Raw genomic sequence first — 24,171 nt, forward strand, 5'->3', positions numbered from 1 at the left:
TATATCCAACATATATTCCACTGAAGGGAGCAATACATTAAAATAAAAAGTATTTTTTTCGGTTAGAAGTTTATTTTCTTCCAGTCAGTCTCACATTTTTTTTCGTATGTTATAAAACCTTCAGTCGAAAACCTTTTTTCAAGCGCCTTACTAGCCTCATATTTACTACAATCTTTTTCTACATAAATTTCATCTTGTAAAAATAATATAAATATAGAACTAGACGCATCGTTATTAGCCAAATACAAACCCAATAATTCGTTGTATTGAGTACTAAAAAACAAATCTATATACTCTATTCTGAGTTTAATATTTTCCTTAGATTCAACCAATCCTTCATAGCTTGCAAATAGATTAAAATCATCCAAATCATAAATTCTATTCACTGAGATTAACGGATTCATGCCTCTTATATACAGGCCTATAACATTGCCATCCTCTTTCTCAAGGAAAAGGACATGGTCTAATCTCTCATTATCCTCCTCATCATGTAAATAAATAATATTTGAGATTTCTTTTTGCTCGAAAAAATAATCAAACTTTTTTGTAAAAGATATTATGTAGTTATTCATAGTCGTCCTCACTCTCCAATTAAATCTAATTCAGATTTTAACTTACTTGATAAACGATCTCCTTTTTTATTTAAGAAAGTCAATATTTCATTTGTTTGTCGGTTCACTAAAACAACTGCATCCCTCTTAACAAAAGTGCCTACAGACTCGGTTGTATTCCATTCAAAAGGTTTCGAACCACCATTACCTGTACCCTCAGAAGAATGGTCCTCCTTCTTAGGTGGTGATCCTCCTGGTGAAGTACGGTCATCTTTAGAATGCTTCTTTCCTTTCCTTCCAACGGCAAATAGAAATGTTGTTTCTACTAACAGACGGGCATTTTTTTGTTTGGAGCTGTTTATCGTTGTTTTCATATACAGCATCTGGATCCGTTATGACGTTAACAATTTTGTCTGCTACGTCTTGTTTTCCTTAGAAGTTATCGACCACTATTTGACGAATATCTATATCATGGAAGTTACGTATTCGTTTCCATGTCGCTTCTACACTCTCATAAGCAGAGTTTTTTGATTTCATTGAACACAATCCGCTCAGTCTCATCTAATTCTTTCATAAAATTTATAGTATTAATAATATTATTAAAGTACTTATTTTAATTTCATTTTATATTAATATGTGCGTCAGTTTTTATATTTTCTAATATCTCTTTAGAATACAATTTTTCTAATAGAAGTTCCAAAACTAGATCTTCGTACTTTTTAAGCTCTTTTTCTATCCAGTAAAAGGTAGTACCAAAATTTCTTTCAAGTCATCAAAGGATATATCTTCTCATAAAGGAGTTCCCTAAATTTTGCTTCCCACAACAGAAGATCACTGGATTTTCCCGGTGCTGGTCAGTGTCAATGATGCAGCCAACTGAATGTTTAGTGCAGGCAAAAACAGCTCCTGCATCTGCAGGAGCCATTCTCTGAACGGACACAATTATCTTTTGTGCATTCCTTTGCGCTGACGATAGGAGCTACTATGTTTTCTCCCCGCTTTGGAATACGTGAATGAGGGATATCCCGTCAATTTCATTTATTTAAAGATACGTTATTTTTTTATTATTACAGAAAGATCCCCTTCAAAAATTTTTTGAGTCGTATGATTAAAAGTGGATAAATTCACAGTTACAATTCCTGTATTCTTTCGGTTATCTTCTAGATTAATGACTTCAACAACTACATGTAACTCATCATCAGGGTATACAGGTTTCATAAATCGGATATTATCCATAGCAGTACCAGCCACTACATCCTCACCGTATAAACCACACTCTACCCATAGTTTAAATGTTAGAGCTAATGTTTGGATTCCTGAAGCAATAATTCCTCCAAATATGCCTTCCTGAGTTTTCTTCTCATCCAAATGCATGTACTGAGGGTCAAATTCAGATGCGAATTCTATAATTTTTTCTTTGGTTACTTTTATAGAATCAGTCTCGAACCGCTGCCCTACAAAGAATTCATTAAACTTCATATTACACCTCTCGAAACGGATACTTTTACATAATGACTTCCGCAAAATTTAATTATCAATAAGAAATTTATTCTCTAGCTAGTATGTTTTTTGGAGCTTTTTGGCTTGGTCAATTTGAAGCTATGATGCACCATATCGTGAATTTCATCTTCTGGTAGATCACCATCTAATATTACTGTATTCCAATGTTCCTTGTTCATGTGATAACCAGGCTTTACCTCTTCAAACGCTTTTCGCAAAAAATCAGCATGATCAGGGTTGCATTTTAGGTTGACGCAAAGATGCTCATCATGATTGTATATCAAGGCAAAAATTTTTTTGTTCCCTTGATGTCTCATCGCAGTCCATCCGTCTCCAAAAGGGTGATCTTCATATGAACTTGGATATGATAAGCAATGCTCAATAATTTCTTCTATTGTCATGACGAATTACCTCGATTTCTATTGGATCTTCTATGCATTAAACGCAATTAGGTTTCTTTGTGGCTTGCATACCATGCTGAAATCTCTTCCATCCGTTGTTTAAATTTCATTTCAGATCCTTGTATAGTGGGGTGGTAATATTCCCGTCCGATGAGAGAATCTGGCATGGTCTGCATCATTGTTAATTTTTCTTGTGTATCATGGGCATATTTATAACCTTTCCCGTAATTCAGTTCTTTCATCAACTTAGTCGGAGCATTTCGTAAATGCAAGGGAACAGGTTCATTTACGGAATGCAGGGCGTCTTTTTTGGCAGCTCTATAGGCCAAATAAGCTGCGTTGGACTTCGGGGCCAAGGTGAGATAAATGACAGCTTGGGTTAGATGTACATCGCACTCTGGCATACCAATAAACTGACAAGCCTGGAAGACAGCTACTGATATCTCCAAAGCTCGGTTATCTGCTAAACCAATGTCTTCACTTGCAAATCTGACCAATCTTCGGGCAATAAATAATGGATCTTCTCCGGACTCCAACATGCGCGATAACCAGTAAATTGCAGCATTAACATCACTATTTCTCATCGCCTTATGCAAAGCAGATATGATGTTATAATGTTCCTCACCATTTTTGTCATATAATAATGACTTGCGATTTAACATTTGTACTAAATCATTTTTATTCACTACAATGGCTCCATCTGATTTTTTCCTGTGTAATACAGCCATTTCTAGTGTGTTTAAAGCTATTCTGGCATCTCCATCGCAATATTCAGCAATCGCTGATAGAACGCCTTCTTCGATCTCGATTGATTGATTATTAAACCCTTTTGGGTTCGCTAATGCTTTCTGTAATAGCTCTAAAATATCTGCATGATTGAGCGGATGAAGCACAAACACTTTACTACGAGAAAGCAAGGCTGAATTCACTTCAAACGATGGATTTTCGGTTGTTGCTCCAATCAATATAATGCTTCCTTTTTCCACATAAGGCAGAAAGGCATCCTGCTGTGCTTTGTTAAAACGATGAATTTCATCAATAAATAAAAGTGTTTTCTCACCTAATTGCCTGTTTCCTTCAGCTTCTTTCATGACACTACGAATATCTTTGATACCGCTAGTCACAGCGCTAAAATCAATAAATTTAGATTGGGTTTGATTGGCGATTATTTTAGCTAACGTTGTCTTTCCCACTCCTGGTGGCCCCCAAAAAATCATAGATGAAACTTGATCATTCTCAATCATTTCACGTAATACTTTTCCGGGTTCAAGCAAATGTTTTTGACCTACAAATTCTTCCAAATTTTGTGGACGTACCCGATTTGCTAAAGGCCGTCCCTGATCATACTCGTCATCAAATAAAGATCCTTGGACCATAAAATCACTTCCTTAAACAATGCATTTTAAAAGATTTCATAAGATAACATTAATATATAACTACAATTAGTGTTTTATTCAATTATGAAATATAGTAGTAGACACTCGAGTAAGTTAATAATTTCAAAGATGCTGCTGTCGAAATTCTGCAGGCGTACAACCTGTTTCACGTTTGAAAAATTTACTGAAGTGGGTTGCTTCCTTGAAGTTAAGTTTTTCCGCAATGTCACTAATAGAATAGTCCGTATGCATTAACAGACGTTTTGCTTCAAGATTAATCCGGGCCGAAATGAAAGCCTTTGCACTTATTCCAACTGCTGCCATAGTTGCTCGAGTTAGAGTTTTTTCCGTGCAGTTTAGACGAGTAGCGTATTCACTGACATGGCTCAACTTAGCGAAGTATTTTTCAACGAGTTTCTGGAAGCTTATAAAACGCAGCGATGTTTGAGAATCTATTGTTTCATTCATCCGTTTGCATTTATGAAGAATACTGAGCCAAGTTACAAATGCGTAGAGTTGGTAACGCAACAACATATGAATATCTTCTTCTGTCCCTTCAATCGACAAGTCTTCGATCATTTGTTCGATAGAAGCGATGCTACGACGCAACTCATTATGATTTAAATTTAGAATGCTTGGTAGCCTTCCAAAATCAAAAGCTAGTTTAAGCTCATTTAATGTTGATGTGTTAGGTATAAGAAACTCCGAACGAAACAAAATAATCCAACCATCCCAATTCTCATCATGTCCGAAATTATGAACTTGACCTGGGGATATGGCAAGAAAGGTTCCTGTGCTACAGGAAATCGGCTCAAAATCGACCCATTGTATACACTCACCTTGAGTAACACATATAAGCATATAGAATTCATATCTATAAGTTACACTCATCCTTTCTTTGGGTGTCCGTTGTTTAAGATCAGAGACTCGAAAAATTTCTACATCGTATGGATAAGGTAGTACAGGTTGATATTTAAGACGTTCTATATTTATTTTCTGTTTTGATATGCGAACCACTACATAAACCTCCTATACTAAAAATGCAGAATGTCCGAAAAGTATCATTTATTTTCCCGGTTTTGCCTTTATCGTTTGTGTTGAATGACCTAAAATGATCATATCATTTCCAACATCTAAAAAAAAGGAGTAAAAAAAATGAGTGTAAATATCAAAGAAGTAGCTGAAACTGTATTGAATATAGAACGCGCTAATAATGAACGGTGGAATCAAGGAGACTGCTATGGGTACCTGGATAGTTACAGTGATGATATTTCATACTTCGATCCTGTGACTGAAAAACTTATTGTAGGTAATTCAGCGGTGAGAGAACATATTTTGTCACGCTATAAAAATCCTAATATTATTCGGAGTGAATATCTCAATCCCGATGTCGCTGTCACTCAAGCTGGTGATTTGGCTGTGTTGAGTTATAATTTATACAATTACGTAGCAGGAGAAGATGGACAAGAAAAACTTCAAAAAAGTTGGAATACTACTGAAGTTTTTCGTTTAATTAATGGCGAATGGCGCACAGTACATTCCCATTGGTCTTTTGTCCGCCATCCTGGGATTATATCGGGTCTTGATACGTTCTAAATAAACACACCTTTTACTATAATTAATTAAAACTCCCTTTATCAGTTGAACTGATGGAGGGAGTTTCTGTTCATTCGGAATTTCATTTATGTAAATATTTAAAATGAAGGGGTATCTAACATGCAGATTGATAATACGATGGCAAAAAAAATTTTGAGCGAAACCAAAGGAGCATCTACCGTTGGATTTACTCACTCTTTGAATCCTTACAGTGGTTGTGCTTTTGGATGTAGTTATTGCTATGTTAGAGAAATGCCCATTCAAAAATATAAAGATATTCCTTGGGGAGAATGGATTGATATTAAACTTAACGCTGTTGAAAACTATAGTAAAGAAATTAATAGTCTTCGCCGAAGAAATAAACCTATCAATATATTCATGTCTACTGCTACAGATCCATACCAACCCATCGAGCGTAAGGTTGAGATCACAAGAAAAATATTAACGGAGATGATTGAATCTCCACCGGATTTCCTTCAAATCCAAACAAGAAGTCCTCTGGTGGTTAGAGACCTCGATATACTATTAGAATTGCAACAACGTTGTGAATTATTAGTTTCTATGACTATTGAAACAGACCGAGAAGATGTAAAGCGACTTTTTGCACCTTTAGCTCCTGGGATCAACCAGCGCTTAAAGGCTCTTAGAAATGTCCATGCAGCAGGAATTGCTACACAGGCATCCATTTCTCCTCTTTTGCCCTTCACGCCAGATTTCCCCAAAAGATTACAGGGGATTGTTGATCGAATATATATTGATTCGCTGAACATTGGAGATGGTTTAAAGGGGAAGCGATCCGTGCAATTGGGTATGCCTTTGTTGTTTCAGCGAAATGGGTTTTCTAAATGGTATCAGCCTGATATTCATTTAAAAACGAACAACTATTTTAATAAATATTTTGACGAAAAGATTATATTCTTATCTTCTAGTAGAGAGTATCCTCTAAAGGGGAAAATATGTACAATTGATTAATCTACAAAAAAATGGGACAGTCATATTCTCTATTAGGAGATTCAATTGATGAAAACTCAATATGTTTTACATACACAAAGAGCTACTAAACAGGCTACTCTTTTTTTGTATGTAAAATAATTTAAATTATAGAATTACCGTCCAGATTGGAGTTTCGAACGGTTTGCTCCACCATGAAACGGACTTGGCCATCGAGGTGCATTATACGGATACAGCCGGTTACACCGATCAAGTCTTTGGTTTAACGCATTTGCTCGGATTTCCCCAACAGGAAAAGATTCAAAAGATTTTGACTTGTTATGCAATTTATATTCGCTCTGATTGAAACCTAAGCAGTCACCCTCTGAATTTAATAAAAAGCCCGATGATAAGTGCTCATCGGGCTTTTTATTAAATACTTATTATGAAGAGATATTCTTGTTATCCGTCATTAATAATTAGTATACAACTTTATTGTCTGTACACAACCTTCTTATATTCGGACACGTTTTCTTAATTTTTTAAATCTTATAAGCCTTCATTGCTTTTCTTAGCTCTTTGAATGAAGGTCGTTTCCCGTACATTAAGACACCCGTACGATAGATCTTTGCGGCCAACCAACCGAACAACAAAATGGAAACAACCAGAATGGCAAGTGACAGCCAGATTTCCAGCAAGCTCGCCCGTTCCAGACCAATCCGCAACAGCATAACGGTAGGAGAAAAGAACGGAATGTACCCAGCCACCTTAACGAAAATCGTATCAGGTGCGGCGATATTGAAGATACCGATATAAAAGGCTGCCAGTGACAGCACGGTAATTGGCATAATGGCCTGCCCCAACTCCTCGGTACGGCTAACAATGGAGCCCACCGCAGCGAACAGTACTGCATATAGAAAGTAGCCAAGGATGTAAAATATGAGACCATATCCTAGCACCGCGATATTCAGTTGCGACAGATCCAGCCCGGCAGAGCTAAGGATCACATTATTATGCGGCAGCATAAGATTGGCACACACAACGGCTGCAAAAACAGCAATTTGCAGCAGACCAACCAGGAAGATGCCGATAATTTTCCCAAACATTTGGGTCAACGGCGAAACACTTGTGATGAGAATCTCCATGATCCGTGAGCTTTTTTCCGATGTTACTTCTGCAGCAATCATATTCCCTGTCATCATGGAAGAGGTGAAGAATAATATCATCAATACATAGACCAAACCATAGTTAATCATTGAGGTTTCTTTTTCCTCTGTCCCTACAGCTCCCCCTGGTTCAGATGGACTGTCTACTTCTTTGCTATCCACCATTACAGGTGTACTGATTTCACGAATTTGATCGCTGGTCAACGATTTATTGCCCATAATAGCCTTGACCTTTGCTTCCTGAAGTCCCGTTTGCACCAATGTGATTACAGCCGGAGATGGCTCTTTTTCTACAGAGACGTACTCCACTTTGGGAAATGTGTCTCCCTTGGCGGCAGGCTCCGTAAACCGCACGTAACCTTGCAGCTTCCCATTTTTCAAGGCTTGCTGCATTGCTGGCGCTTGTACGCTGTCATAACGTACCCAGATGGCTGCCGGGTTGGACTGCTCCTTGGTAAACTGCTCCAGCTGATTCGCCACTTCTGTCTGGCTCCCGGCAATCAGCCCCAAGCGTTGATGCTCAGCTGCCGTTGTACCGGAACCTCCGGCCCCTTCTCCTTTAAACAAAGAAATCAAATATGGCAGATTCATGCCAACCGTAATAAGCAAGGCCAGTACCAGTGTCGTAATGATAAAAGATTTGGTCCTCGCCTTCTGACGAAACGTAAAACCGATCACCGTACCTAGTCTATTCATGGGAATCCCCCACCTCTCTTATGAAAATTTCGTTGAGCGTAGGTTCCTTGATCTCAAAATGCTCCACATCCGTTTGCCCCAACGCTGTTTGCAAAATTAACTTCGCCGCAGCCGGCTGCTCAATATGCAGCATCCAGCCACGATCCATATTCTCTATGCTGCGTACGCCTGGCAGCTGTTCCAGCCCGCTCACTTCACCCGTAGTGATGAGACGAACTTTTTCACGTGGATAGCGGCCTTTAATCTCTTGCACACTTCCTTGCACCACAGTATTTGAGCGATGCAAAATCGTAATATGTCGGCACAGTTCCTCCACATGCTCCATACGGTGGGTTGAGAATAAAATCGCAGCCCCATCATCCCGTAATTCCTTCACCGTATCCTTAAGCAATTCGACGTTCACCGGGTCTAGTCCACTGAAGGCCTCATCCAAAATGAGCAGCGTTGGGCGATGCACAACCGCGGCAATAAAACCCATTTTTTGCTGATTTCCCTTGGATAGCTCCTCAATCCGCTTGTCATAATATTCCGGCACTCCAAAGCGCTCCAGCCAGTAGCGTAGACTTTTGTCTGCCTCCTTGGCCGACATTCCGCGCAGCCTGCCCAAATAGTTAATTTGCTCGCTCACCTTCACCTTGGGGTACAACCCACGCTCTTCGGGCAAATAGCCCATTGTCCGCTGAAGCTCCTTGCTGTAGGGCTTGCCCTCATATTGGATGCTTCCCCCGTCAGGGTAAATCAGACCGAGCACCATGCGCATCGTTGTCGTTTTGCCTGCTCCATTGCCTCCCAGCAGTCCGTAAATCTCGCCGCCGTTCACATTCAGCGATATTCCATTTACCGCCGTATGGTTCCCATATTGCTTCACGACCTTTTCCAATTGCAGCATACTCATGATTGTTTTACCCCTTCCTTCTCCATAAATGTCTCTGCATTCGCAGATATTTGTCCTGCAGACCAATATACTAAAATATCATCCAGTTCCAGACGCCGCACACGGATGGGGCGAATCCCCGCTTGTTCCAATATAGCACTGGCCTCCCCGGCTGCCAGCGTTATAATTCGCTGTAAATTCCCATCACTCTCCGTCTCTACAACTCCCGGAAGCTCCGATGCCTCCTCTGGTGTACCTTCAAACCACATTTCCTTGCCATTTTCGAGCAGATGGTCTTTTTCCAGTTTGCCAAGCAGCCTGCCATCGTGCATCAAGACAATATAATCCGCCAAACGCTTGATCTCGTCCATGATATGGGTAGCAATAATGATCGTCGTTTTGCCGTTCTTCATACAATCCCGCAGTTCATCTAGCATGATTTTCCAAGCAAAAGGATCTAAACCTGATGAAGGCTCATCCAGCAGCAACACACGAGGGTGTGGCGCTAAGGCAGCAGCCAGTTCGAATTTCCGACGCTGTCCCTTGGACATACGCGATAATTTCGTATGTGATGGAACCTGAAAGCGGTCCATTAAACGCTGAAAACGTGTTTCATCCCAGCCGGGATACCACAATGCTCGAAAAGCCGCTGCTGCTTCTGCCGTTAATCGATCCTCCTCACGAACCGGCTGCTCCGGTATATACCCAACCCATTGTCGTGTATCTGCCGGCATGCCGTCGGGGTATGCTTGACCGAACCAACGAATCTCACCGGAATCCGGATGAACAAGCTGAGTCAGCAAATGAATCAATGTGCTTTTCCCTGATCCGTTATGTCCAGCCAAAGCGACCACATATCCTGGTTCAACCGTTAAATTAATCGGCCCAATATTCCGGTTACCCCGGGTTTTATAGACCTGGCTCATCTCAATAATTGGTGCTTTCCTCTGTATTTGCGTAGGAACTTCCACATGATTGTTCACAGCTGTCACTCCTTCACCTGGACTTCATACCTTCTTTTCACCATTTCTTCAAAAAGCTCCAATAATTCCTGCTCTGTCATCTGTACAGCGATGCCTGTGGCAATCGCCGTTTCCAATGCCTCGGTCACCGCTTTAAGGCGGTAACCTGAGCGCATATCATCCTCGACCAGAGCGACAAAGGTGCCCGTTCCCTGCCGGGTACGTAGCAAGCCTTCGTTCTCCAAATCCTGATAGACCCGCCGGACGGTGATTACACTACAACGAAGCGTCCCCGCAAACTCACGAATGGAGGGAAGCAGCGTTCCCGCTGCAATTTGTCCGGTTACAATGAGTGAACGAAGCTGCTTTTCAATCTGCGCATACAGCGGTTCCGCGCTATTCTCATCAATTTGCACTGGAATATTCACCTGCTTTCCCCCCCTTTTTTGTTATTTTTGTACACATACTACTAAGTTAAGTTCCGTTTCATGAGTTTACGCTGTGTCACCCGATAGGACACTGACATAGCCAGAACTCCTGCTAACAATGCTCCCCACATCACCGGTGACAACAGCAACCATTCCTTACTGTAAGAAGCCGTTATCGATACCAGATTAGCCCCACATACTCGAGCTATAATCGTAACCATCCCGCACATTAGCATGATCACAATAGATAGCCAGAAGTACTCTTTTCCTCTTTTCAAAAATTCCAAGTGAATATAAATGGCTTGAATGAGCATTCCGTAGCCTATCCAGGTCAGAGCAAACGATACAAAGAAACCTGTGCTGGCATATACCCGAAGCGTACCTGACAACGTAAACAAAAGAGCAAAAAATATCACACTATTCGCAACAAACGCCAACACCGCCTGTTGAATTCGACTCATAATTACTGCTTTCATCGGTATAGGCAAGGTGCGGAAAAAGGCTAGCATGTGCGTATAAGAATCTTCCTGCAAATATTTGAACGCTCGACGGTTATAAATGAACCCTAAAAACGGAATCAACGTCAGCATGATGAAATCAGCTACTGGACTCAAGGCTGCATGCTCACCCCATTGCACACTTACCGCAAAACTCATGGTAAATCCCAAATACGCAATAAACAGCAGCGTCCATAGTGCTGCATATGGATTCTTGCGAAAATCCTGACGGGTAATCATCCATGCTTGCTTCATGATCGTCATTTTCTTATCCTGATCCCTTCTGCACTGCCTGTGAATAACGACCTCGTTCGCTCTTCATTTCGAAGGTGTTACGACAGTATTCAGTGTTATTACTGTATATATCCTTATACACAGTATATAAACCAAGATTTACAGTTGTCAACCACCTGAACAATATTGTGCGTACAATCACAATAGCTCGTTTGGACCTATGCTACTCTGTAAATGAAAAACGTTCTCAATCGAGGGGATGAACAAATGGATAAAATACTGCATTGGGATGAGTCCATATTTAACCTTGTTAATCGTCATCCTGAAGTGAAGGACATTATGGTAGAACTAGGTTTTGACGATATTGCCAAGCCCGGTATGCTCCAAACCGCAGGACGTTTTATGACACTGTCCAAGGGAATTGCATTGAAGAAAATAGGTATGGAAACTGTGCAGCAGACGTTTATGCAACATGGTTTTACCATTCAAAAATAAAGGGGTTAACGATCATGAGCGAGCTAATTAACAACCGTGAACATACAGCACAGGAATTAACGGAGCGTCAGCGAACACTGAAGGAAATTATTAAAGAACTACATGCTGGGAAAAGCGTGGAGGAAGTCAAAGCTCGTTTTGCAGAGGCTGTTGGTGGAGTGAGCGTGGCAGAAATTTCAGCGATGGAGCATGCCTTAATGACTGAGGAAGGAATTCCGGTGTCGGAAGTCCAGCGCCTCTGTTCCGTTCATACGTCGATATTCAAGGGCTCTATTGAGGATATTCACCGTCCTGCAGGACCTGAGGAACAACCGGGACATCCTGTTCACACCTTTAAGCTGGAAAATCGTGAGATCGAACGGCTAGTCAACTTTAAGCTGGCATTGCATGCAGAGCAATTTCAAAAAGAAGACAGTCCCAAGGTTATTTACAAGCTGCTTGAGGATTTAAGTCTGCTAATGGATGTAGACAAACACTATAGCCGCAAAGAAAATCTAGTATTTCCTTATCTAGAACGTTATGGAATCTTTGGTCCAACCAAAGTAATGTGGGGAGTGGACGACGGCATTCGTGCCGCAATCAAGGATGCGAAGAAGTTGCTCACCGAATATAACGGAGATCGTGAGCAGATCGGGAAGGCGCTTGCCCATATCATGAGCGAAGTGAATGAAATGGTATTCAAGGAAGAAAATATTTTGCTGCCGATGGCACTCAGTAAGCTGACCGAGGATGAATGGCTAAAAATAGCCCGGGAAAGCGAGGAAATCGGTTTCTGCCTGACCGCTCCTGAGCGTGAATGGATACCTGAACGGGCAGAGGACCCTGTAGAAGCCCTTGAGCAAAAAGAAGACACTTCTGGCACTCCGCAAGGGTTCGTGCGATTTGAGACAGGGATTGTATCTGTACAACAATTGGAACTGCTGTTGAATCATCTGCCTGTGGACCTGACCTTTATCGATGAAAATGATGTTGTTCGCTATTTCTCTCACGGTAAAGAACGGATCTTTGCCCGCACAAAGGCCGTCATTGGTCGTACCGTGCAAAATTGCCATCCGCCGCAAAGCGTGCATGTCGTTGAGAAACTGCTGGAGGATTTTAAGGCCGGCCGCAAGGATGTTGAGGATTTTTGGATTCCAATCAAGGACAAATTTGTCTACATCCGTTATTTTGCCGTTCGGGATAACGAAGGACGCTATCTGGGAACGCTGGAATTCACGCAAAATATCGCTCCTATTCGCGCCTTGGAAGGACAAAAACGTATTCTATCGGAATAGCAGCCAGCCGTAAGCCACCATGTTCAGGTTTTTGCCACCCATATTTATAATATGCTGTTCTACTATAGGCTTGGCCCCCAGTCTTTCATAAAAAGTACACGCTGGATTATCTGCCAGCACCCACACCATGACAGAGTGAATATCCATACTATTAAAATGTTGAAGCAAGCGTAGAAAAAGTCTCTTGCCGAGCCCTAAACTATGGTATTCACTCAAAACATAAATAGCCGTGATCTCTCCCCCATACGGGGGATATTCCCCTGACTTTTCCGGACCTCCACTCACAAATCCGATAATTTCCCCCTTTTCATTTTCAGCAACATATACGAGGTGACCGTCTTCAGTAGATAGATTCGCATTCCATAATTCTATTCTTTGTTCATAGGAAAGACGTTCCAGAACCTCGTCAGGCATGATATCTTTGTATGTCGTTCTCCAGCAGTTTACGTGCACTTTGGCGATGTCTTCGGCATCTGATATCATCGCTTCCCTAATCATCATGTGGGTTCCACTCCTAGTTTCCAATATTATGCCTCCTATTATACCGACGATCCGAATCTCGATCTATGATCTATAACAAGAAGCTCATTGTTTGGTGAAGTGGATAGACCATGCTAAAAAACTTACCAAGAGAGTCTTATGCACACGATCAGCACATTGGACTCCCTATGGCACAATACTCTTTTACGAGGTCAAAATATAAGGACCGTTCTTTGTAATCGCAATGGTGTGCTCATATTGAGCGCCCCAACTGCCGTCTGCTGTGCTGATGGTCCAACCATCATCCCCCCAGAGCACCGCGCCTTCGGGTCCGAGGGTAAATACCGGCTCAATGGTAATCACCATCCCTTCGCGCAGTGGCAATCCTGTTCTAGCACGACCGTAGTGGAGAACGTCCGGCGGTTCATGCATTTGGCGGCCGATCCCATGCCCGATCAGAGATTTGACGTTACCGTACCGCCGCCAGCCTGCCGCTTTTCCCACCGCATGCCCGATATCCCCTAATGTCCTGCCGGGGCGGGCAACGTCGATGCCTCGCATTAGCGCCTTATGGGTCTGCCGCAACAGCTTTGCTACCGGCCGGCTGATGTTACCCACTGCGTAGGTCCATCCCCGGTCAGCCAGCCACCCGTCCTTGTTAACCACAATGTCGATGGTCACAATATCCCCGTCATGAAGCACCCGCTCCGAGGGAAAGCCGTGACATACCACCTCATTGATCGAAGCGCAGGTAGCATAAGGGAACCCTTTGTAGCCCTTTTGTTCAGGCGTAGCTCCACGCTTGCTTAGAAATTGCTCCACCCAAGCATCGATTTCAAGCGTTGTGATTCCCGGAAGAATACGACTTTCCAGCGTACGGTGGCAATCTGCCAAAATACGTCCGGCCTCCCTCATGTAGCCGATTTCCTCCGGTGTTCGTATCGCTATTTCTATTGGAATCCGCCTCCTTTGAGCATACAAATTCACTAAACCTATCCCATTGTATGCAGGACGGACACAAAAAAACCGTCTCCTCTGTGGATGACGGTTTATAAAAGTCGTGTTTCTAGTTGTTCGTAAGCGAACCCTTAAGATACTGAAGAATTTATGCGGCCGAGTTCGTTTTCCACCACCATGGTCAACTCTTCCTCATACCCTCCTGTTATCCGGTATTTTCGCACATATTCCTTTACAAATTTTTTGGGATCCTTAGGCCGGAAAATTCGAGTCATTTCCCGCAGACTTTCCTTAACTTCATTATGACCTTTCGTTGCCATGTAACTCCCTCCCAAAACGTTGAAAATAAGTGCTCCGTTGAAGAGAATGCCGAAAAGTATTGATGTCCTTATGCAGTGAAGTAGTATGTCTAGTGCAGCTTAGGTCGGGAATGCCTTATGCGAGGCATGTACCTGACACTATTATTAACCGATTTTCTTTTGGCTGAATCACTACCCCATTATACCATATTCAGATACAGCTTTCAGCTTTCCAGTAAATTTACATTGATTTTACCTATCTTTTACGCTTCATATCATTTGGAGTTCTCAATTAGCTGCTGCATAGAGGTATACCTTATTTATCGGCTTTTGGAGCGTATGTGTTTGGGGTAAAATAAATAAACATAACAAGGGGGGAAAAGGATGAGCCGTTATGCTCCACTGTTCACTGCACCTGTTGCCCGTCTGTCTGCGCTGAACCTCGGAACTTGTGAAGAGGAAGACATCGATGCCTCCCTACTTGATCAGGCAGACCACGAAATCCGAGCCAAATTTCCGAAAATGCATAGCTTTCTGCTGCTTCGCCACGGCAAGCTGATCTGGGAACGCTATTACAACGGTCATGAAGCAAGCTCCCTGAACGATTTGCGTTCCGCAACCAAAAGCTTCACTTCCACGCTCGTCGGCATTGCTATGGCACGTGGGGATATGCCCGGACCAGAGACCGCTGTGCATAAGTTGTTGCCTGAGTATTTACCCAAGCGGAAGGAAACACTGCTAGAACGGATTACAATTCGTCATCTGTTGACTATGACGTCAGGCTTGTATTGGCAGACGGGCAAAAAGCTCGGTGAAGCCTTTATCCACCGTTTTCATCGCAGCAAAAGCTGGCCGTCCTTTGCCCTACGCTTACCTGTACAGGAGGATCAAATCGGCGTATTCCAATATCGCAGTGTGGATTCACATCTGTTGTCCGTTCTGCTCACCCGTTGCTGTGGGATTGACGCCTATACGTATGCTCTCCAGCATTTATTCGAACCGTTAGAGTTCGGGAGAAGTGGTTGGGCACAAGATCCAGAGGGCTACACCATGGGCCACATCGGACTGTATCTGACATCGCGAGACATGGCTAAATTCGGCGATTGCTGCCTTCATCAAGGCATCTGGAATGGCAGAGAATTGATTCCAGCCGATTGGCTGCATGAGGCGACGCAGCGACAGATTGAAGGCTATCCGGAATTCGGAGATTACGGATTCCAATGGTGGACTGGACGACTCCACGGCATTGATTATGCCTGTGCACACGGACATGGAGGACAGCAAATTTATCTGATACCTGAAGCGAATGCAGTCGTGGTATTTACAGCAGACAGTAAGGTGAGCCGTTGGAAAAACCCACGAACACTGCTAGAACGTTTCGTTTTGCCAGCCGTATCCTCCCTCAACTTAGAACGTTCCTAAAATGAGCTACATGTGCTTATTGAATATAGGGGGCTAAACAATCATGGAAGTCTCAGCACCGAAAATTCTAATATTATACGCCAGCTACGGGGAAGGCCATGTGCAGGCCGCCCGGGCAATCATGGATAGTCTGCGAAGACTCGGACACTGCGAGGTACAACTACTCGACCTGATGGCTGAATCACATCCATGGTTGAATGGGCTGACCAAATTTGTATATATGCAAAGCTTCAAAACCATTCCACAGCTTTACGGCTGGGTCTATAACATCACGCGCGGTATGCAGGCTAAATCGGCCTTTGGCCATGTGTTGCATTCATTCGGAATGCGTCAACTTGCTCTCACACTGAAAAAGGAGTTGCCGGATCTCGTAATCCATACGTTCCCGCAGCTCGCTCTCCCGGCGTTACGCCGCAAAATGGGAATGAATTTGCCTATTGTCAACGTGGTTACAGACTTTGACCTGCATGGGCGCTGGCTGCATCCCGATATTGATCGCTACTATGTAGCCACTGAGGATCTTCAGCAGGAAGCCGCACAGCGAGGAATACCTATCGAACGTATTGCCGCGACTGGGATTCCGATTCACGCTTCTTTTTATAACCTATCTGTCAACGAAGTCCCTGATCAGCAACAGGTAATCCCACCGTTACAAACTGAGACGACCACGTTGCTCATTATGGCAGGTGCATATGGTGTGTTATCCGGCATACTGGATATCTGTCGTCATTTAAGCCAGCTTCCGCAGCTACGACTGCTGATCGTCTGCGGACGCAACCAGCAGCTAAAAGCAGAATTGGATGCGCTGTATGCGGACCACCCCGACATCTACACCTACGGATTCGTGGACTACGTCCCGGCACTTATGCGAGCAAGCAATCTGGTGATTACAAAGCCTGGTGGTATCACACTCTCGGAAAGCATCGCATCGGGTTTACCTATCCTGGTGTTCAAACCCGTACCCGGGCAGGAGCTAAATAATGCTCTGTATCTGCAGCAAAAAGGAGCTGCCCGCATTGCTCGCACAACAGAGGAACTGATTCAACATTGTATGGATCTGATCTCCACCCCCTCTCTTGCTAAGGAAATGAAGCAGGCGATTGAGTTACTTCGCAAACCTCATCCCGCAGACCAAATTGCCGAGGATATTTTACTGCAGCTTGTGGATAAAAGAACCTCTGTCCGGACAAATTAACGAAGAATAAGCCAGACGGAGGGGATACCAATGGAACACAAAGGAAAGGATTTACTCCCACTAACGGGTGAAAAGGTAGAAGTGGATGGTATTTATGTGGATGAGGATGGACATGAGCAACATTTGCACAGAGGCCAGCACTTTCCCGCTGATGTTGTTTTGGGTACTTCCGAGTGGAAAATGACCGAATATGCCTTTGATAACCATCACGAAGGACGTACCGATGAACGACTTATCCCCAAAGAGGATGACAAGAATAAAATGGGTAAAATCACGCACCCACGCCGCCATTTAAAAACTGGTGATCGATAATTACGGAAGTATATCCACAGTTACACCCAATATGTTGATAGTTTGTGGACAAACTGTGTGCAAAGTATGAATTATCGTAATATTATCTACAGATTGTGCACAATTTGTGTATAATCATGTTATTTCTGTGGATAAACATTAATATGTGGTGGATAAAGTGTATACAACATGTGCAAAACATGTGCATAACCATTTAAAAGGCTGAACGAATTCTTTTCGTTCAGCCTTTTTCGTATTTTTATACACATTCTCTAATTCATTTTTTTACCGAGATCGGGTATGTTCGAACGAGAACATCGCTTCCGGAACGATGAGTTGTCCAAAAAGGACTCTATTCCATTAACGAAGACTAATCAAAAATTCGCAAATAGCGCATAGAGGAGTGTAAAATGGAAACGGGGACGAACAGAGTCAAAAGAAGGAATTACCGAAATGTAAAAAGAGTAGGGGTGATCCGAATGTCATCTATTAAAATCCTTTCACTTAATGTCGGCATGCCCAAGCAGATCCAGTTTAATCAGAAGGACGTTTCTACGGGGATATTCAAGTCGGCCACAGATGAATATTTGTATTTATCTTATCTAAACTTCGAAGGGGATGGGCAGGGCGATCTAGTTCATCACGGGGGTAAAGAGAAAGCTGTATGCGTCTATCCCTACGAGCACTATCCGTTCTGGGAAAATGAATTGCGGAGACCGCTCGATTACGGCGCGTTCGGGGAAAATTTAACGATAAAGGGTTTGCTAGAATCCGACGTTTGCATTGGAGACGTCTTTAAGCTTGGCAAAGCTATCGTTCAAGTTAGCCAGCCGAGACAGCCTTGCTACAAGTTGTCCATCAAGTACGGCGTACCGGACATGCCCTTGAAGGTACAGCAAACAGGCTACACGGGATTCTACTTCCGCGTTCTGGAAGAGGGAGTTGCCTCTAAAGCCGACGGACTATCCCTCCTTCATCGCCATCCGAAAGCAATTACGGTTTCATTTGCCAATCGAATTATGCATCAAGAGAAGGATCATATCGAGGGTATTAAACAAATTCTCGAAGTGGAAGAATTGTCCGTAAACTGGAGAAATACGTTTCTAAAACGTTTGGCGGGAACCGAAACGGATTCTCGGGAAAGACTATCAGGCAATTCGTAAGGTGGAAGTGGTTCAATGAGTTAGTATGTTTTGTGTAGAGACAACTTTTTTACCGAGATCGGGCATATCCTTCAATCCTATCCTCATAGCTTGTATAGTACGGAGACTTAGCTTGAATCTTTTATAAAGGAGGATATGCCTGACATGTCAGTCTATAAGTCTTCCACAGGATTGGATGAAAATATAGCAGCTGTCCTGTGCTATTTGTTCGCCTTTATTGGCGCGCTGGCCTTTGTCATGCTGGAAAAGAAAAGCCGATTCGTATTATTTCACGCACTGCAATCCATACTTCTTTTTGTAGCCCTCATGATCGGACATGTGCTGGTCGGATTCATTCCGCTACTCGGTCCTTTCCTCGCTTCCCTGCTAACGCTGGCAAGCCTTGCCTTGTGGATTATCTTGTTAATTCGTGCGGGACAAGGAAAGTGGCTCAAGCTTCCCTGGATAGGCGATCTGGCTCTTCATCAAGCTCGGCAGTTATGAAAACAGCAAAAAACCTTGATCCTAAGCAAGGAATCAAGGTTTTTTATGTTTGGGCAGTTCATTTTTTTACGCTAGCTTCTTCTGTCATATATGGATGTGTCCCAGCTTATCTGGATTAACCATTAAATAAAAATTCTGAATATGCTCCCCGTCCGGTGTCAGTATGAGGCATAAGGTTTCTCTCACTTCACCGTCTTTCAGAAATGCCAGCTGAACCTCACCATTAATGACGGTGTGGACCACATCTCTTTCTCGTAAAACGGTTAATACCCGACGAGAGGTCAACAGGGCGAGAACGCCTTTGCGTACAACCATCGGCCTCATCACTGTATGCACATTACCTCCACCATCTGACACGAATATAGGTTGTTCAGCCAGTAGTTCCAGCATAGCAGTCACATCGTAGGCGAGAAAAGCGGTTGTAAAACGCTCCAGCAGTTTTACCCGGGAAGAGTTATTTATATTAGGACTGATTGGAGCTTCAGGAGCAGATTCTCCGGAAGATAGAATACGACGGGAACGACTGAACAACTGCCGACAGTTGCTCTCGGTCTTGCCCAGTAATTCTGCAATTTCTTTATAATCATATTGAAAAGCTTCTCTCAGCACAAAAACAGCTCGCTCTATCGGTTTTAGCTGCTCCAGCAGAACCAGAAATGCGTAAGAAATCATATCTTTACGTTCCAGCCAATCGGCAGGGAGATCTGCACTCTCACCCAGCGGCTCCGGCAACCATTCTCCTACATATGTCTCTCTTTGCTTACGCGCAGAATTCAGTAGATTCAGACACCGATTCATCGTCATTTTGGCTACATAGGCTCTGGGATTCTGTATATCATTCAGGGGCTTATTCTCCAGCTCGACAAAACAGTCTTGAACGACATCCTCGGCATCCGTAACCGTTCCAAGCATGCGATAAGCAATGGCAAAAGAATATTTGCGATATTTCTGATACAGCTCTTCCAGACTTACATCCACCGATTCTTGTTCAATCCCTTGTTCTTTGCCAGTCAAAGTGTAGCCCCCTGTTCATTAAAGACTGCCTGGATACATCCCGGTCGCTATGGCAATCCGGTTCCAGCTGTTGATCACATTAATTGCGGTAATCAAATCTACATACTCTTCCTCTGTAAAATGTTCTCTGACCCGATTATACAAGTCTGTGGGTACCCCTTGCTCTGAAATATGAGTGACCGCTTCAGCTAATTCAAGCATAGCACGTTCTTTTTCCGAGAACAAAGGAACCTCCCGCCATAAAGCAAGCTGCAAAATATGGTCAGCATAATCCCCTAGTTTTAGCAAATCCTTTGCATGCATATCAAGACAATAGGAACAGCCATTGATTTGGGATACTCTAATTTTCAGCAGTTCGTACAATACTTTGTCTGTAAAACGACCGGAAATATATTTTTCCATCTCCATCATTGCCTTGAATGTACTAGGACTCACTGCTCTGTGGTTAAATCTTAAACTCACGATACATCGCCTCCATTATTGGTTTACATACAGAAGACAAATGAACATGTGATTTTGTGACAAAGTGCAATACATCAATTTGGAATTGCCCTCAATTGACATAGCATGTATTATAGATAAATGATTTTATGCAAAGAAGGTGTGCACTCACATGAGCGGAAAAGGTTTTATTAAAGAATTTAAAGAATTCGCTGTACGGGGTAACGTGATTGACCTCGCGGTCGGCGTTATCATTGGTGGAGCGTTTGGCAAGATTGTTACTTCTGTGGTAAACGATATTATTATGCCTCCGATTGGTAAACTTCTGGGCGGTATGAATTTTCCAGACTTATATGTAGCTTTACAAGCTGCCGACCCTCTAAATGCTGACGGTACACGCAAGACTTTGGCACAAGCCAAGGAAGCAGGGATTGCGGTCCTTGCCTATGGTCAGTTTATTAATGTCCTGCTAGATTTCCTCATCGTGGCCTTCTGTGTGTTCATGCTGGTCAAAGGGATTAACATGCTGAAGCGCAAAGAGGAAGAAAAACCTCCTCAGGAAAAAACAATCAAGGAATGTCCACATTGCCTGTCCGAAATCCCTATAGCTGCTACCCGCTGTGCACATTGCACTTCCAAGCTAGAGGGATTCGTTGAAGCACGCTGACTCGAACTACATTCCTATGAATAAAACAAACGGCTTAAGACAGTGTATCGTCTTAAGCCGTTTTTAGCATGGCTCTAAAAATCATTAATTGAAGTTGGTGATAATACCCCGAGGTCTGACTGGCAAACCTTCTGCGTACAGATGGGAGACATCACCGAAGCCAATGCAACGGGGAACTGCCCATTCCTTGGAGCGTTCATCAAACAAGATGGTGGTTACGGAGCTAGGCGGCATCCAAAAACCGGACCAGACCAAAGCCAACGGTAGTTCCAACAGATGTGCAAGCCAGGTTAGCCCGAAGCCGCCATGACAAAATACGGCTACCCTGTCTTCCGTGTGCTTCAGAATTCGGTACCTGCCCTCCACCCGCTCAAAGCCTTGCCGCTTCAAAAATTCATCAGAATGAACTTTCAGTCGCTCGAAGGTTTCAGGACTTTGCGTCCCTTGATAATAGGAAATGTCCTTCCAAGAATCATGAGTCGGCAGAGGCGACCCGGAACGAATCACTTCACCAGGCAAATCCCAATGGGAAAGACGACCGTATGGAGTATCCTCCAGCTTTAGAGCCAGCTCCTGCGTCCAGTCCTCCACTTCATAAGTCATACTGAGAGAGTCGGCGGTGTACCGCATCGTATCCAAGGCCCGCCCCAAAGGAGAGACGTAAATACGGTCCAGTCCGTGACTGGACAGCCGTTTGGCCAATGCCTTGGCTTCCAAATGACCCTCTGGCGTGATGGTGTTGTTAGGATAATCGGGGTCTGCATGTCGGATAATATACAATCTCATTATTTGTTCTCCGTTCCTATGAATGGCGACAGGATCGCTTTATCTCATTCCAACAGTGAGTTTTCCTAATTTTTAATGCTTATTCAGCAAGGTTTCCAAAATCGCGCGCAAATCCCTGTCTTCCTGATAAACTTCCTCACCCGTATCCAGCTCAATTACCCGGATATATGTATAGTTCGCTCTGGCATCGACGGGTTTAAAAATCAATTCCTCCGGATTGTCTGGACGCACATCATAGCCCATATTCTTGAACATATCTGTTATTTGATCAATCCCCGGCTTGCCTCCGCTTTCCAGCATAATCAGCCCACGCAGTTCCTTGGGCTCCTCTGGATGCATAACTCGGAAATGTACAATACATTCCATGTAAAATCGCTCCTTTCAATCATAAAGCTATGTTATGGCGCAAATCCCCATGTTCCCAGCATACCCCAAAAGCTACTCCGCATTCCACATCGTCCATCATATCGTCAGAACGGAAAACACGTTATACTGTAAAGTAGACTTTGATTTTCTGCATATTATAGGAGGAATCACGATGACTAGCGAGCTTCTGGATATCTACGACGATGAAGACACCCCCCTCGGCACAGCCTCCCGACAGGAAGCACATGCCAAGGGCTACTGGCATCATACCTTTCACTGCTGGCTGGCACGAGACACCTCGACAGGCCGCCGCTTGCTATTCCAACAGCGTCAGGATACAAAGGACACCTTTCCCGGATGCTACGATATTACAGCCGCCGGGCATTTGACTTCAGGCGAAGATATGTCCCAGGCGGCTCGCGAGCTGGAGGAAGAACTAGGCATTTATGTTCCTTTTACCTCCTTAACACCACTGATGACCGTTCGGTATGAAAGTAAAGGTACCGCACAGGGCACCTCTTTTTGGGATCGGGAGGTCAGCTCGGTGTTTGGACTGCTGTCCAACCAGCCCCTGCAAGCCTATTGTCTCCAGCAGGAAGAAGTAGCCGGACTGTACGAAGCAGACCTTGACCAAGCACTAGCCCTGTTTGAAGGCCATATTCCATTTATCGAAGCCCAAGGTATTACGTCAGGGCCGAACCCGGAAAAAACTCGCCGCCTGATTACACCGGATCAATTCGTGCCTCATCAAGCGGGCTATATTACATCTGTATGCCGGGCCCTGATGGAACTTCCCTCCCAGTAATCCTTATACTATTCTCCGGCTGACATATATTTGCCGATAATGCTTTCATACCGCCAGCCATATCGGGTCGACAGCTCGCTGCCCATATCATGCTCCAGCTCATACAGAATAAGATCCTGGGCAAAATGATCAAGCAGCAAACCTGTCATCACCGGATGCTCGGTAATAAGCGCCTGTGTCGGGCAATTCTCTCCCCGCATACCCAGCATGCACCAACGCCGATCAATAACAAAGGAAAACTTACGCCCTGACGTTTCCTGTCCGTCTGTACCAGACGCACGCGGTAGCCACGGTCCCAACATACTTTCTCCGTTGTCGCAGGACCATAGCAGACGCACACCCCGACTCTCGGCTTTTTTCAACGCTTCCCGCAGCAGTTCGGCTTCCTCGCGCCACAAATCCAGCACAATCTCATGCTCTGCCCGTTCCAGCTCGCGTGTCAGACTTTCCAGCACCTTCCGGTCACCTTCCACGTTGTAGAAGGTCGGCTTGGCTGGTTCTGTTCGTGGCATCTCCTTCTCCACCGCCAGCAGGGACTCCCGCATCTGCCCTTCGATCATTCGGGTCAGCTCACCCGGCGGCAGCATGCTGTAGCGTACAGGCTCTCCCGCACTCGCTCTGAGATATCCCTGCCCGGCCAAACGCTGCAAAGCTGCGTACACGTTGGAGCGCGATGCCCCCAAACGCTTAGCAACTTCATAGCCGGAAGCCACATTTTGTCTCGAAAGTTCGACCATTACCTTGGCTTCCATCTCCGTGAAACCCAGATTCCGCAGATGTTGCAGCAAACGCTCCATATGTTCTGTTCCCCCTATGCTGCCC

At 43.9% G+C, this 24,171-nt stretch carries 30 protein-coding genes and 1 pseudogene; 12 read left to right on the forward strand and 19 right to left on the reverse strand.

Annotated features, from left to right (window positions below):
* Nucleotides 1-62: 62 nt before the first annotated feature.
* From C0638_RS04635 to C0638_RS04660, 6 genes are all read right to left on the reverse strand, one after another.
* The gene (locus tag C0638_RS04635; RefSeq protein WP_040102204.1) at nt 63-572 is read right to left on the reverse strand and encodes a hypothetical protein; all 510 of its coding nucleotides are present in this window, start codon (nt 570-572) and stop codon (nt 63-65) included.
* 8 nt (nt 573-580) lie between these two features.
* Entirely contained in the window at nt 581-925 is a 345-nt protein-coding gene (locus tag C0638_RS04640; RefSeq protein WP_102163368.1) for a hypothetical protein, read from the reverse strand.
* A 679-nt stretch (nt 926-1,604) separates the two neighbouring features.
* Nucleotides 1,605-2,030, reverse strand: coding sequence for a MaoC family dehydratase (locus C0638_RS04645; RefSeq protein WP_013369260.1), 426 nt, complete (start codon nt 2,028-2,030; stop codon nt 1,605-1,607).
* Between the two features lie 74 nt (nt 2,031-2,104).
* Nucleotides 2,105-2,452 (reverse strand): MmcQ/YjbR family DNA-binding protein, encoded by a 348-nt coding sequence (locus C0638_RS04650; protein ID WP_013369259.1) that lies wholly within the window; start codon nt 2,450-2,452, stop codon nt 2,105-2,107.
* Between the two features lie 47 nt (nt 2,453-2,499).
* Complete coding sequence (locus C0638_RS04655) at nt 2,500-3,828, reverse strand: replication-associated recombination protein A (RefSeq protein ID WP_058712600.1); 1,329 nt, start codon at nt 3,826-3,828, stop codon at nt 2,500-2,502.
* A gap of 123 nt (nt 3,829-3,951) precedes the next feature.
* Nucleotides 3,952-4,845 (reverse strand): helix-turn-helix domain-containing protein, encoded by an 894-nt coding sequence (locus tag C0638_RS04660; protein ID WP_058712426.1) that lies wholly within the window; start codon nt 4,843-4,845, stop codon nt 3,952-3,954.
* A gap of 138 nt (nt 4,846-4,983) precedes the next feature.
* On the opposite strand from C0638_RS04660, the gene C0638_RS04665 reads away from it, so the two are divergent.
* The 3 genes and pseudogenes from C0638_RS04665 to C0638_RS25560 all read left to right on the forward strand — a co-directional run.
* A complete protein-coding gene (locus C0638_RS04665; RefSeq protein ID WP_058712425.1) occupies nt 4,984-5,424 on the forward strand; it encodes a YybH family protein in 441 nt (146 codons plus the stop codon).
* 120 nt (nt 5,425-5,544) lie between these two features.
* Nucleotides 5,545-6,396: an SPL family radical SAM protein gene (locus C0638_RS04670; RefSeq protein WP_102163369.1), complete on the forward strand. Its 852-nt coding sequence runs from the start codon at nt 5,545-5,547 to the stop codon at nt 6,394-6,396.
* Nucleotides 6,397-6,547: 151 nt separating this feature from the next.
* Nucleotides 6,548-6,685 (forward strand): annotated as a pseudogene (locus tag C0638_RS25560) (Tn3 family transposase); the annotation flags it as partial.
* 211 nt (nt 6,686-6,896) lie between these two features.
* Here the strand turns inward: C0638_RS25560 and C0638_RS04680 are convergent.
* From C0638_RS04680 to C0638_RS04700, 5 genes are read right to left on the reverse strand one after another with little or no spacing between them, the layout of a single operon-like run.
* Nucleotides 6,897-8,216: an ABC transporter permease gene (locus C0638_RS04680; protein ID WP_058710944.1), complete on the reverse strand. Its 1,320-nt coding sequence runs from the start codon at nt 8,214-8,216 to the stop codon at nt 6,897-6,899.
* Nucleotides 8,209-9,111, reverse strand: coding sequence for an ABC transporter ATP-binding protein (locus tag C0638_RS04685; protein ID WP_013369246.1), 903 nt, complete (start codon nt 9,109-9,111; stop codon nt 8,209-8,211). Before C0638_RS04685 ends, C0638_RS04680 begins: the two co-directional genes overlap by 8 nt.
* Nucleotides 9,108-10,073 (reverse strand): ABC transporter ATP-binding protein, encoded by a 966-nt coding sequence (locus tag C0638_RS04690; protein ID WP_013369245.1) that lies wholly within the window; start codon nt 10,071-10,073, stop codon nt 9,108-9,110. Before C0638_RS04690 ends, C0638_RS04685 begins: the two co-directional genes overlap by 4 nt.
* A 5-nt stretch (nt 10,074-10,078) precedes the next feature.
* Nucleotides 10,079-10,480 (reverse strand): GntR family transcriptional regulator, encoded by a 402-nt coding sequence (locus C0638_RS04695; protein ID WP_058710945.1) that lies wholly within the window; start codon nt 10,478-10,480, stop codon nt 10,079-10,081.
* A gap of 41 nt (nt 10,481-10,521) precedes the next feature.
* On the reverse strand, nt 10,522-11,241 hold the full coding sequence (locus tag C0638_RS04700; protein WP_025675800.1) for a hypothetical protein: 720 nt from the start codon (nt 11,239-11,241) through the stop codon (nt 10,522-10,524).
* 237 nt (nt 11,242-11,478) lie between these two features.
* Here C0638_RS04700 and C0638_RS04705 point away from each other — a divergent pair, with 237 nt between their 5' ends.
* Together C0638_RS04705 and C0638_RS04710 are read left to right on the forward strand one after the other, a co-directional pair.
* Nucleotides 11,479-11,706, forward strand: a complete 228-nt coding sequence (locus tag C0638_RS04705; RefSeq protein WP_058710946.1) for a DUF1858 domain-containing protein — start codon at nt 11,479-11,481, stop codon at nt 11,704-11,706.
* Nucleotides 11,707-11,720: 14 nt separating this feature from the next.
* Nucleotides 11,721-12,980, forward strand: a complete 1,260-nt coding sequence (locus C0638_RS04710) for a DUF438 domain-containing protein (RefSeq protein ID WP_058710947.1) — start codon at nt 11,721-11,723, stop codon at nt 12,978-12,980.
* Here the strand turns inward: C0638_RS04710 and C0638_RS04715 are convergent.
* From C0638_RS04715 to C0638_RS04725, 3 genes are all read right to left on the reverse strand, one after another.
* Nucleotides 12,969-13,481, reverse strand: coding sequence for a GNAT family N-acetyltransferase (locus C0638_RS04715; RefSeq protein WP_058710948.1), 513 nt, complete (start codon nt 13,479-13,481; stop codon nt 12,969-12,971). The two genes, C0638_RS04710 and C0638_RS04715, sit on opposite strands and share 12 nt — an antisense overlap.
* A gap of 183 nt (nt 13,482-13,664) precedes the next feature.
* On the reverse strand, nt 13,665-14,447 hold the full coding sequence (map, locus tag C0638_RS04720) for a type I methionyl aminopeptidase (protein ID WP_082689630.1): 783 nt from the start codon (nt 14,445-14,447) through the stop codon (nt 13,665-13,667).
* A gap of 101 nt (nt 14,448-14,548) precedes the next feature.
* Nucleotides 14,549-14,737, reverse strand: a complete 189-nt coding sequence (locus C0638_RS04725) for a hypothetical protein (RefSeq protein WP_007428354.1) — start codon at nt 14,735-14,737, stop codon at nt 14,549-14,551.
* Between the two features lie 363 nt (nt 14,738-15,100).
* Between C0638_RS04725 and C0638_RS04730 the strand changes: the two genes are divergently transcribed.
* The 5 genes from C0638_RS04730 to C0638_RS04750 all read left to right on the forward strand — a co-directional run bounded on the left by C0638_RS04730 (nt 15,101) and on the right by C0638_RS04750 (nt 19,270).
* The gene (locus tag C0638_RS04730) at nt 15,101-16,138 is read left to right on the forward strand and encodes a serine hydrolase domain-containing protein (RefSeq protein ID WP_058710949.1); all 1,038 of its coding nucleotides are present in this window, start codon (nt 15,101-15,103) and stop codon (nt 16,136-16,138) included.
* A gap of 43 nt (nt 16,139-16,181) precedes the next feature.
* Entirely contained in the window at nt 16,182-17,333 is a 1,152-nt protein-coding gene (locus C0638_RS04735; RefSeq protein WP_058710950.1) for an MGDG synthase family glycosyltransferase, read from the forward strand.
* Between the two features lie 30 nt (nt 17,334-17,363).
* Nucleotides 17,364-17,645: a hypothetical protein gene (locus tag C0638_RS04740; protein WP_019686045.1), complete on the forward strand. Its 282-nt coding sequence runs from the start codon at nt 17,364-17,366 to the stop codon at nt 17,643-17,645.
* A gap of 458 nt (nt 17,646-18,103) precedes the next feature.
* Nucleotides 18,104-18,787, forward strand: a complete 684-nt coding sequence (locus C0638_RS04745; protein ID WP_102163848.1) for an MOSC domain-containing protein — start codon at nt 18,104-18,106, stop codon at nt 18,785-18,787.
* A 144-nt stretch (nt 18,788-18,931) separates the two neighbouring features.
* Entirely contained in the window at nt 18,932-19,270 is a 339-nt protein-coding gene (locus C0638_RS04750; protein ID WP_040102217.1) for a DUF4870 domain-containing protein, read from the forward strand.
* An 84-nt stretch (nt 19,271-19,354) separates the two neighbouring features.
* Here the strand turns inward: C0638_RS04750 and C0638_RS04755 are convergent, their stop codons facing one another.
* Both C0638_RS04755 and C0638_RS04760 read right to left on the reverse strand, forming a co-directional pair.
* Nucleotides 19,355-20,284, reverse strand: a complete 930-nt coding sequence (locus tag C0638_RS04755) for a sigma-70 family RNA polymerase sigma factor (RefSeq protein ID WP_058710951.1) — start codon at nt 20,282-20,284, stop codon at nt 19,355-19,357.
* An 18-nt stretch (nt 20,285-20,302) separates the two neighbouring features.
* On the reverse strand, nt 20,303-20,746 hold the full coding sequence (locus C0638_RS04760; RefSeq protein ID WP_014599438.1) for a carboxymuconolactone decarboxylase family protein: 444 nt from the start codon (nt 20,744-20,746) through the stop codon (nt 20,303-20,305).
* Nucleotides 20,747-20,897: 151 nt separating this feature from the next.
* Here C0638_RS04760 and mscL point away from each other — a divergent pair, with 151 nt between their 5' ends.
* Nucleotides 20,898-21,392 (forward strand): large conductance mechanosensitive channel protein MscL, encoded by a 495-nt coding sequence (mscL, locus tag C0638_RS04765; RefSeq protein WP_013369231.1) that lies wholly within the window; start codon nt 20,898-20,900, stop codon nt 21,390-21,392.
* Between the two features lie 84 nt (nt 21,393-21,476).
* Here the strand turns inward: mscL and C0638_RS04770 are convergent, their stop codons facing one another.
* Together C0638_RS04770 and C0638_RS04775 are read right to left on the reverse strand one after the other, a co-directional pair.
* Complete coding sequence (locus tag C0638_RS04770; RefSeq protein WP_058710952.1) at nt 21,477-22,178, reverse strand: histidine phosphatase family protein; 702 nt, start codon at nt 22,176-22,178, stop codon at nt 21,477-21,479.
* Between the two features lie 72 nt (nt 22,179-22,250).
* Complete coding sequence (locus C0638_RS04775) at nt 22,251-22,544, reverse strand: hypothetical protein (protein WP_013308601.1); 294 nt, start codon at nt 22,542-22,544, stop codon at nt 22,251-22,253.
* 172 nt (nt 22,545-22,716) lie between these two features.
* On the opposite strand from C0638_RS04775, the gene C0638_RS04780 reads away from it, so the two are divergent.
* Entirely contained in the window at nt 22,717-23,349 is a 633-nt protein-coding gene (locus tag C0638_RS04780; RefSeq protein WP_058710953.1) for an NUDIX hydrolase, read from the forward strand.
* Between the two features lie 8 nt (nt 23,350-23,357).
* On the opposite strand, the gene C0638_RS04785 is transcribed toward C0638_RS04780, so the two are convergent.
* Nucleotides 23,358-24,146 carry a TrmB family transcriptional regulator gene (locus C0638_RS04785; protein WP_058711015.1) on the reverse strand — a complete coding sequence of 263 codons (789 nt, stop codon included), beginning with the start codon at nt 24,144-24,146 and terminating at the stop codon, nt 23,358-23,360.
* Nucleotides 24,147-24,171 lie beyond the last annotated feature (25 nt).

It is taken from the genome of Paenibacillus sp. lzh-N1 (genome assembly GCF_002872435.1).
Classification (GTDB): domain Bacteria; phylum Bacillota; class Bacilli; order Paenibacillales; family Paenibacillaceae; genus Paenibacillus; species Paenibacillus polymyxa_C.

Excerpts from the sequence above, each read along its gene's own strand:
- C0638_RS04735 (WP_058710950.1), top strand. The coding sequence starts at position 16,182 with ATGGAAGTCTCAGCACCGAAAATTCTAATATTATACGCCAGCTACGGG.
- C0638_RS04775 (WP_013308601.1), bottom strand. The coding sequence starts at position 22,544 with ATGGAATGTATTGTACATTTCCGAGTTATGCATCCAGAGGAGCCCAAG.
- C0638_RS04710 (WP_058710947.1), top strand. The coding sequence starts at position 11,721 with ATGAGCGAGCTAATTAACAACCGTGAACATACAGCACAGGAATTAACG.
- C0638_RS04640 (WP_102163368.1), bottom strand. The coding sequence starts at position 925 with ATGAAAACAACGATAAACAGCTCCAAACAAAAAAATGCCCGTCTGTTA.
- C0638_RS04750 (WP_040102217.1), top strand. The coding sequence starts at position 18,932 with ATGTCAGTCTATAAGTCTTCCACAGGATTGGATGAAAATATAGCAGCT.
- C0638_RS04680 (WP_058710944.1), bottom strand. The coding sequence starts at position 8,216 with ATGAATAGACTAGGTACGGTGATCGGTTTTACGTTTCGTCAGAAGGCG.
- C0638_RS04655 (WP_058712600.1), bottom strand. The coding sequence starts at position 3,828 with ATGGTCCAAGGATCTTTATTTGATGACGAGTATGATCAGGGACGGCCT.
- C0638_RS04745 (WP_102163848.1), top strand. The coding sequence starts at position 18,104 with ATGTCATCTATTAAAATCCTTTCACTTAATGTCGGCATGCCCAAGCAG.
- C0638_RS04740 (WP_019686045.1), top strand. The coding sequence starts at position 17,364 with ATGGAACACAAAGGAAAGGATTTACTCCCACTAACGGGTGAAAAGGTA.
- C0638_RS04665 (WP_058712425.1), top strand. The coding sequence starts at position 4,984 with ATGAGTGTAAATATCAAAGAAGTAGCTGAAACTGTATTGAATATAGAA.
- C0638_RS04670 (WP_102163369.1), top strand. The coding sequence starts at position 5,545 with ATGCAGATTGATAATACGATGGCAAAAAAAATTTTGAGCGAAACCAAA.
- C0638_RS04770 (WP_058710952.1), bottom strand. The coding sequence starts at position 22,178 with ATGAGATTGTATATTATCCGACATGCAGACCCCGATTATCCTAACAAC.
- mscL (WP_013369231.1), top strand. The coding sequence starts at position 20,898 with ATGAGCGGAAAAGGTTTTATTAAAGAATTTAAAGAATTCGCTGTACGG.
- C0638_RS04780 (WP_058710953.1), top strand. The coding sequence starts at position 22,717 with ATGACTAGCGAGCTTCTGGATATCTACGACGATGAAGACACCCCCCTC.
- C0638_RS04635 (WP_040102204.1), bottom strand. The coding sequence starts at position 572 with ATGAATAACTACATAATATCTTTTACAAAAAAGTTTGATTATTTTTTC.
- C0638_RS04730 (WP_058710949.1), top strand. The coding sequence starts at position 15,101 with ATGAGCCGTTATGCTCCACTGTTCACTGCACCTGTTGCCCGTCTGTCT.
- C0638_RS04725 (WP_007428354.1), bottom strand. The coding sequence starts at position 14,737 with ATGGCAACGAAAGGTCATAATGAAGTTAAGGAAAGTCTGCGGGAAATG.
- C0638_RS04705 (WP_058710946.1), top strand. The coding sequence starts at position 11,479 with ATGGATAAAATACTGCATTGGGATGAGTCCATATTTAACCTTGTTAAT.
- C0638_RS04715 (WP_058710948.1), bottom strand. The coding sequence starts at position 13,481 with ATGATGATTAGGGAAGCGATGATATCAGATGCCGAAGACATCGCCAAA.
- C0638_RS04700 (WP_025675800.1), bottom strand. The coding sequence starts at position 11,241 with ATGACGATCATGAAGCAAGCATGGATGATTACCCGTCAGGATTTTCGC.
- C0638_RS04685 (WP_013369246.1), bottom strand. The coding sequence starts at position 9,111 with ATGAGTATGCTGCAATTGGAAAAGGTCGTGAAGCAATATGGGAACCAT.
- C0638_RS04645 (WP_013369260.1), bottom strand. The coding sequence starts at position 2,030 with ATGAAGTTTAATGAATTCTTTGTAGGGCAGCGGTTCGAGACTGATTCT.
- C0638_RS04785 (WP_058711015.1), bottom strand. The coding sequence starts at position 24,146 with ATGGAGCGTTTGCTGCAACATCTGCGGAATCTGGGTTTCACGGAGATG.
- C0638_RS04650 (WP_013369259.1), bottom strand. The coding sequence starts at position 2,452 with ATGACAATAGAAGAAATTATTGAGCATTGCTTATCATATCCAAGTTCA.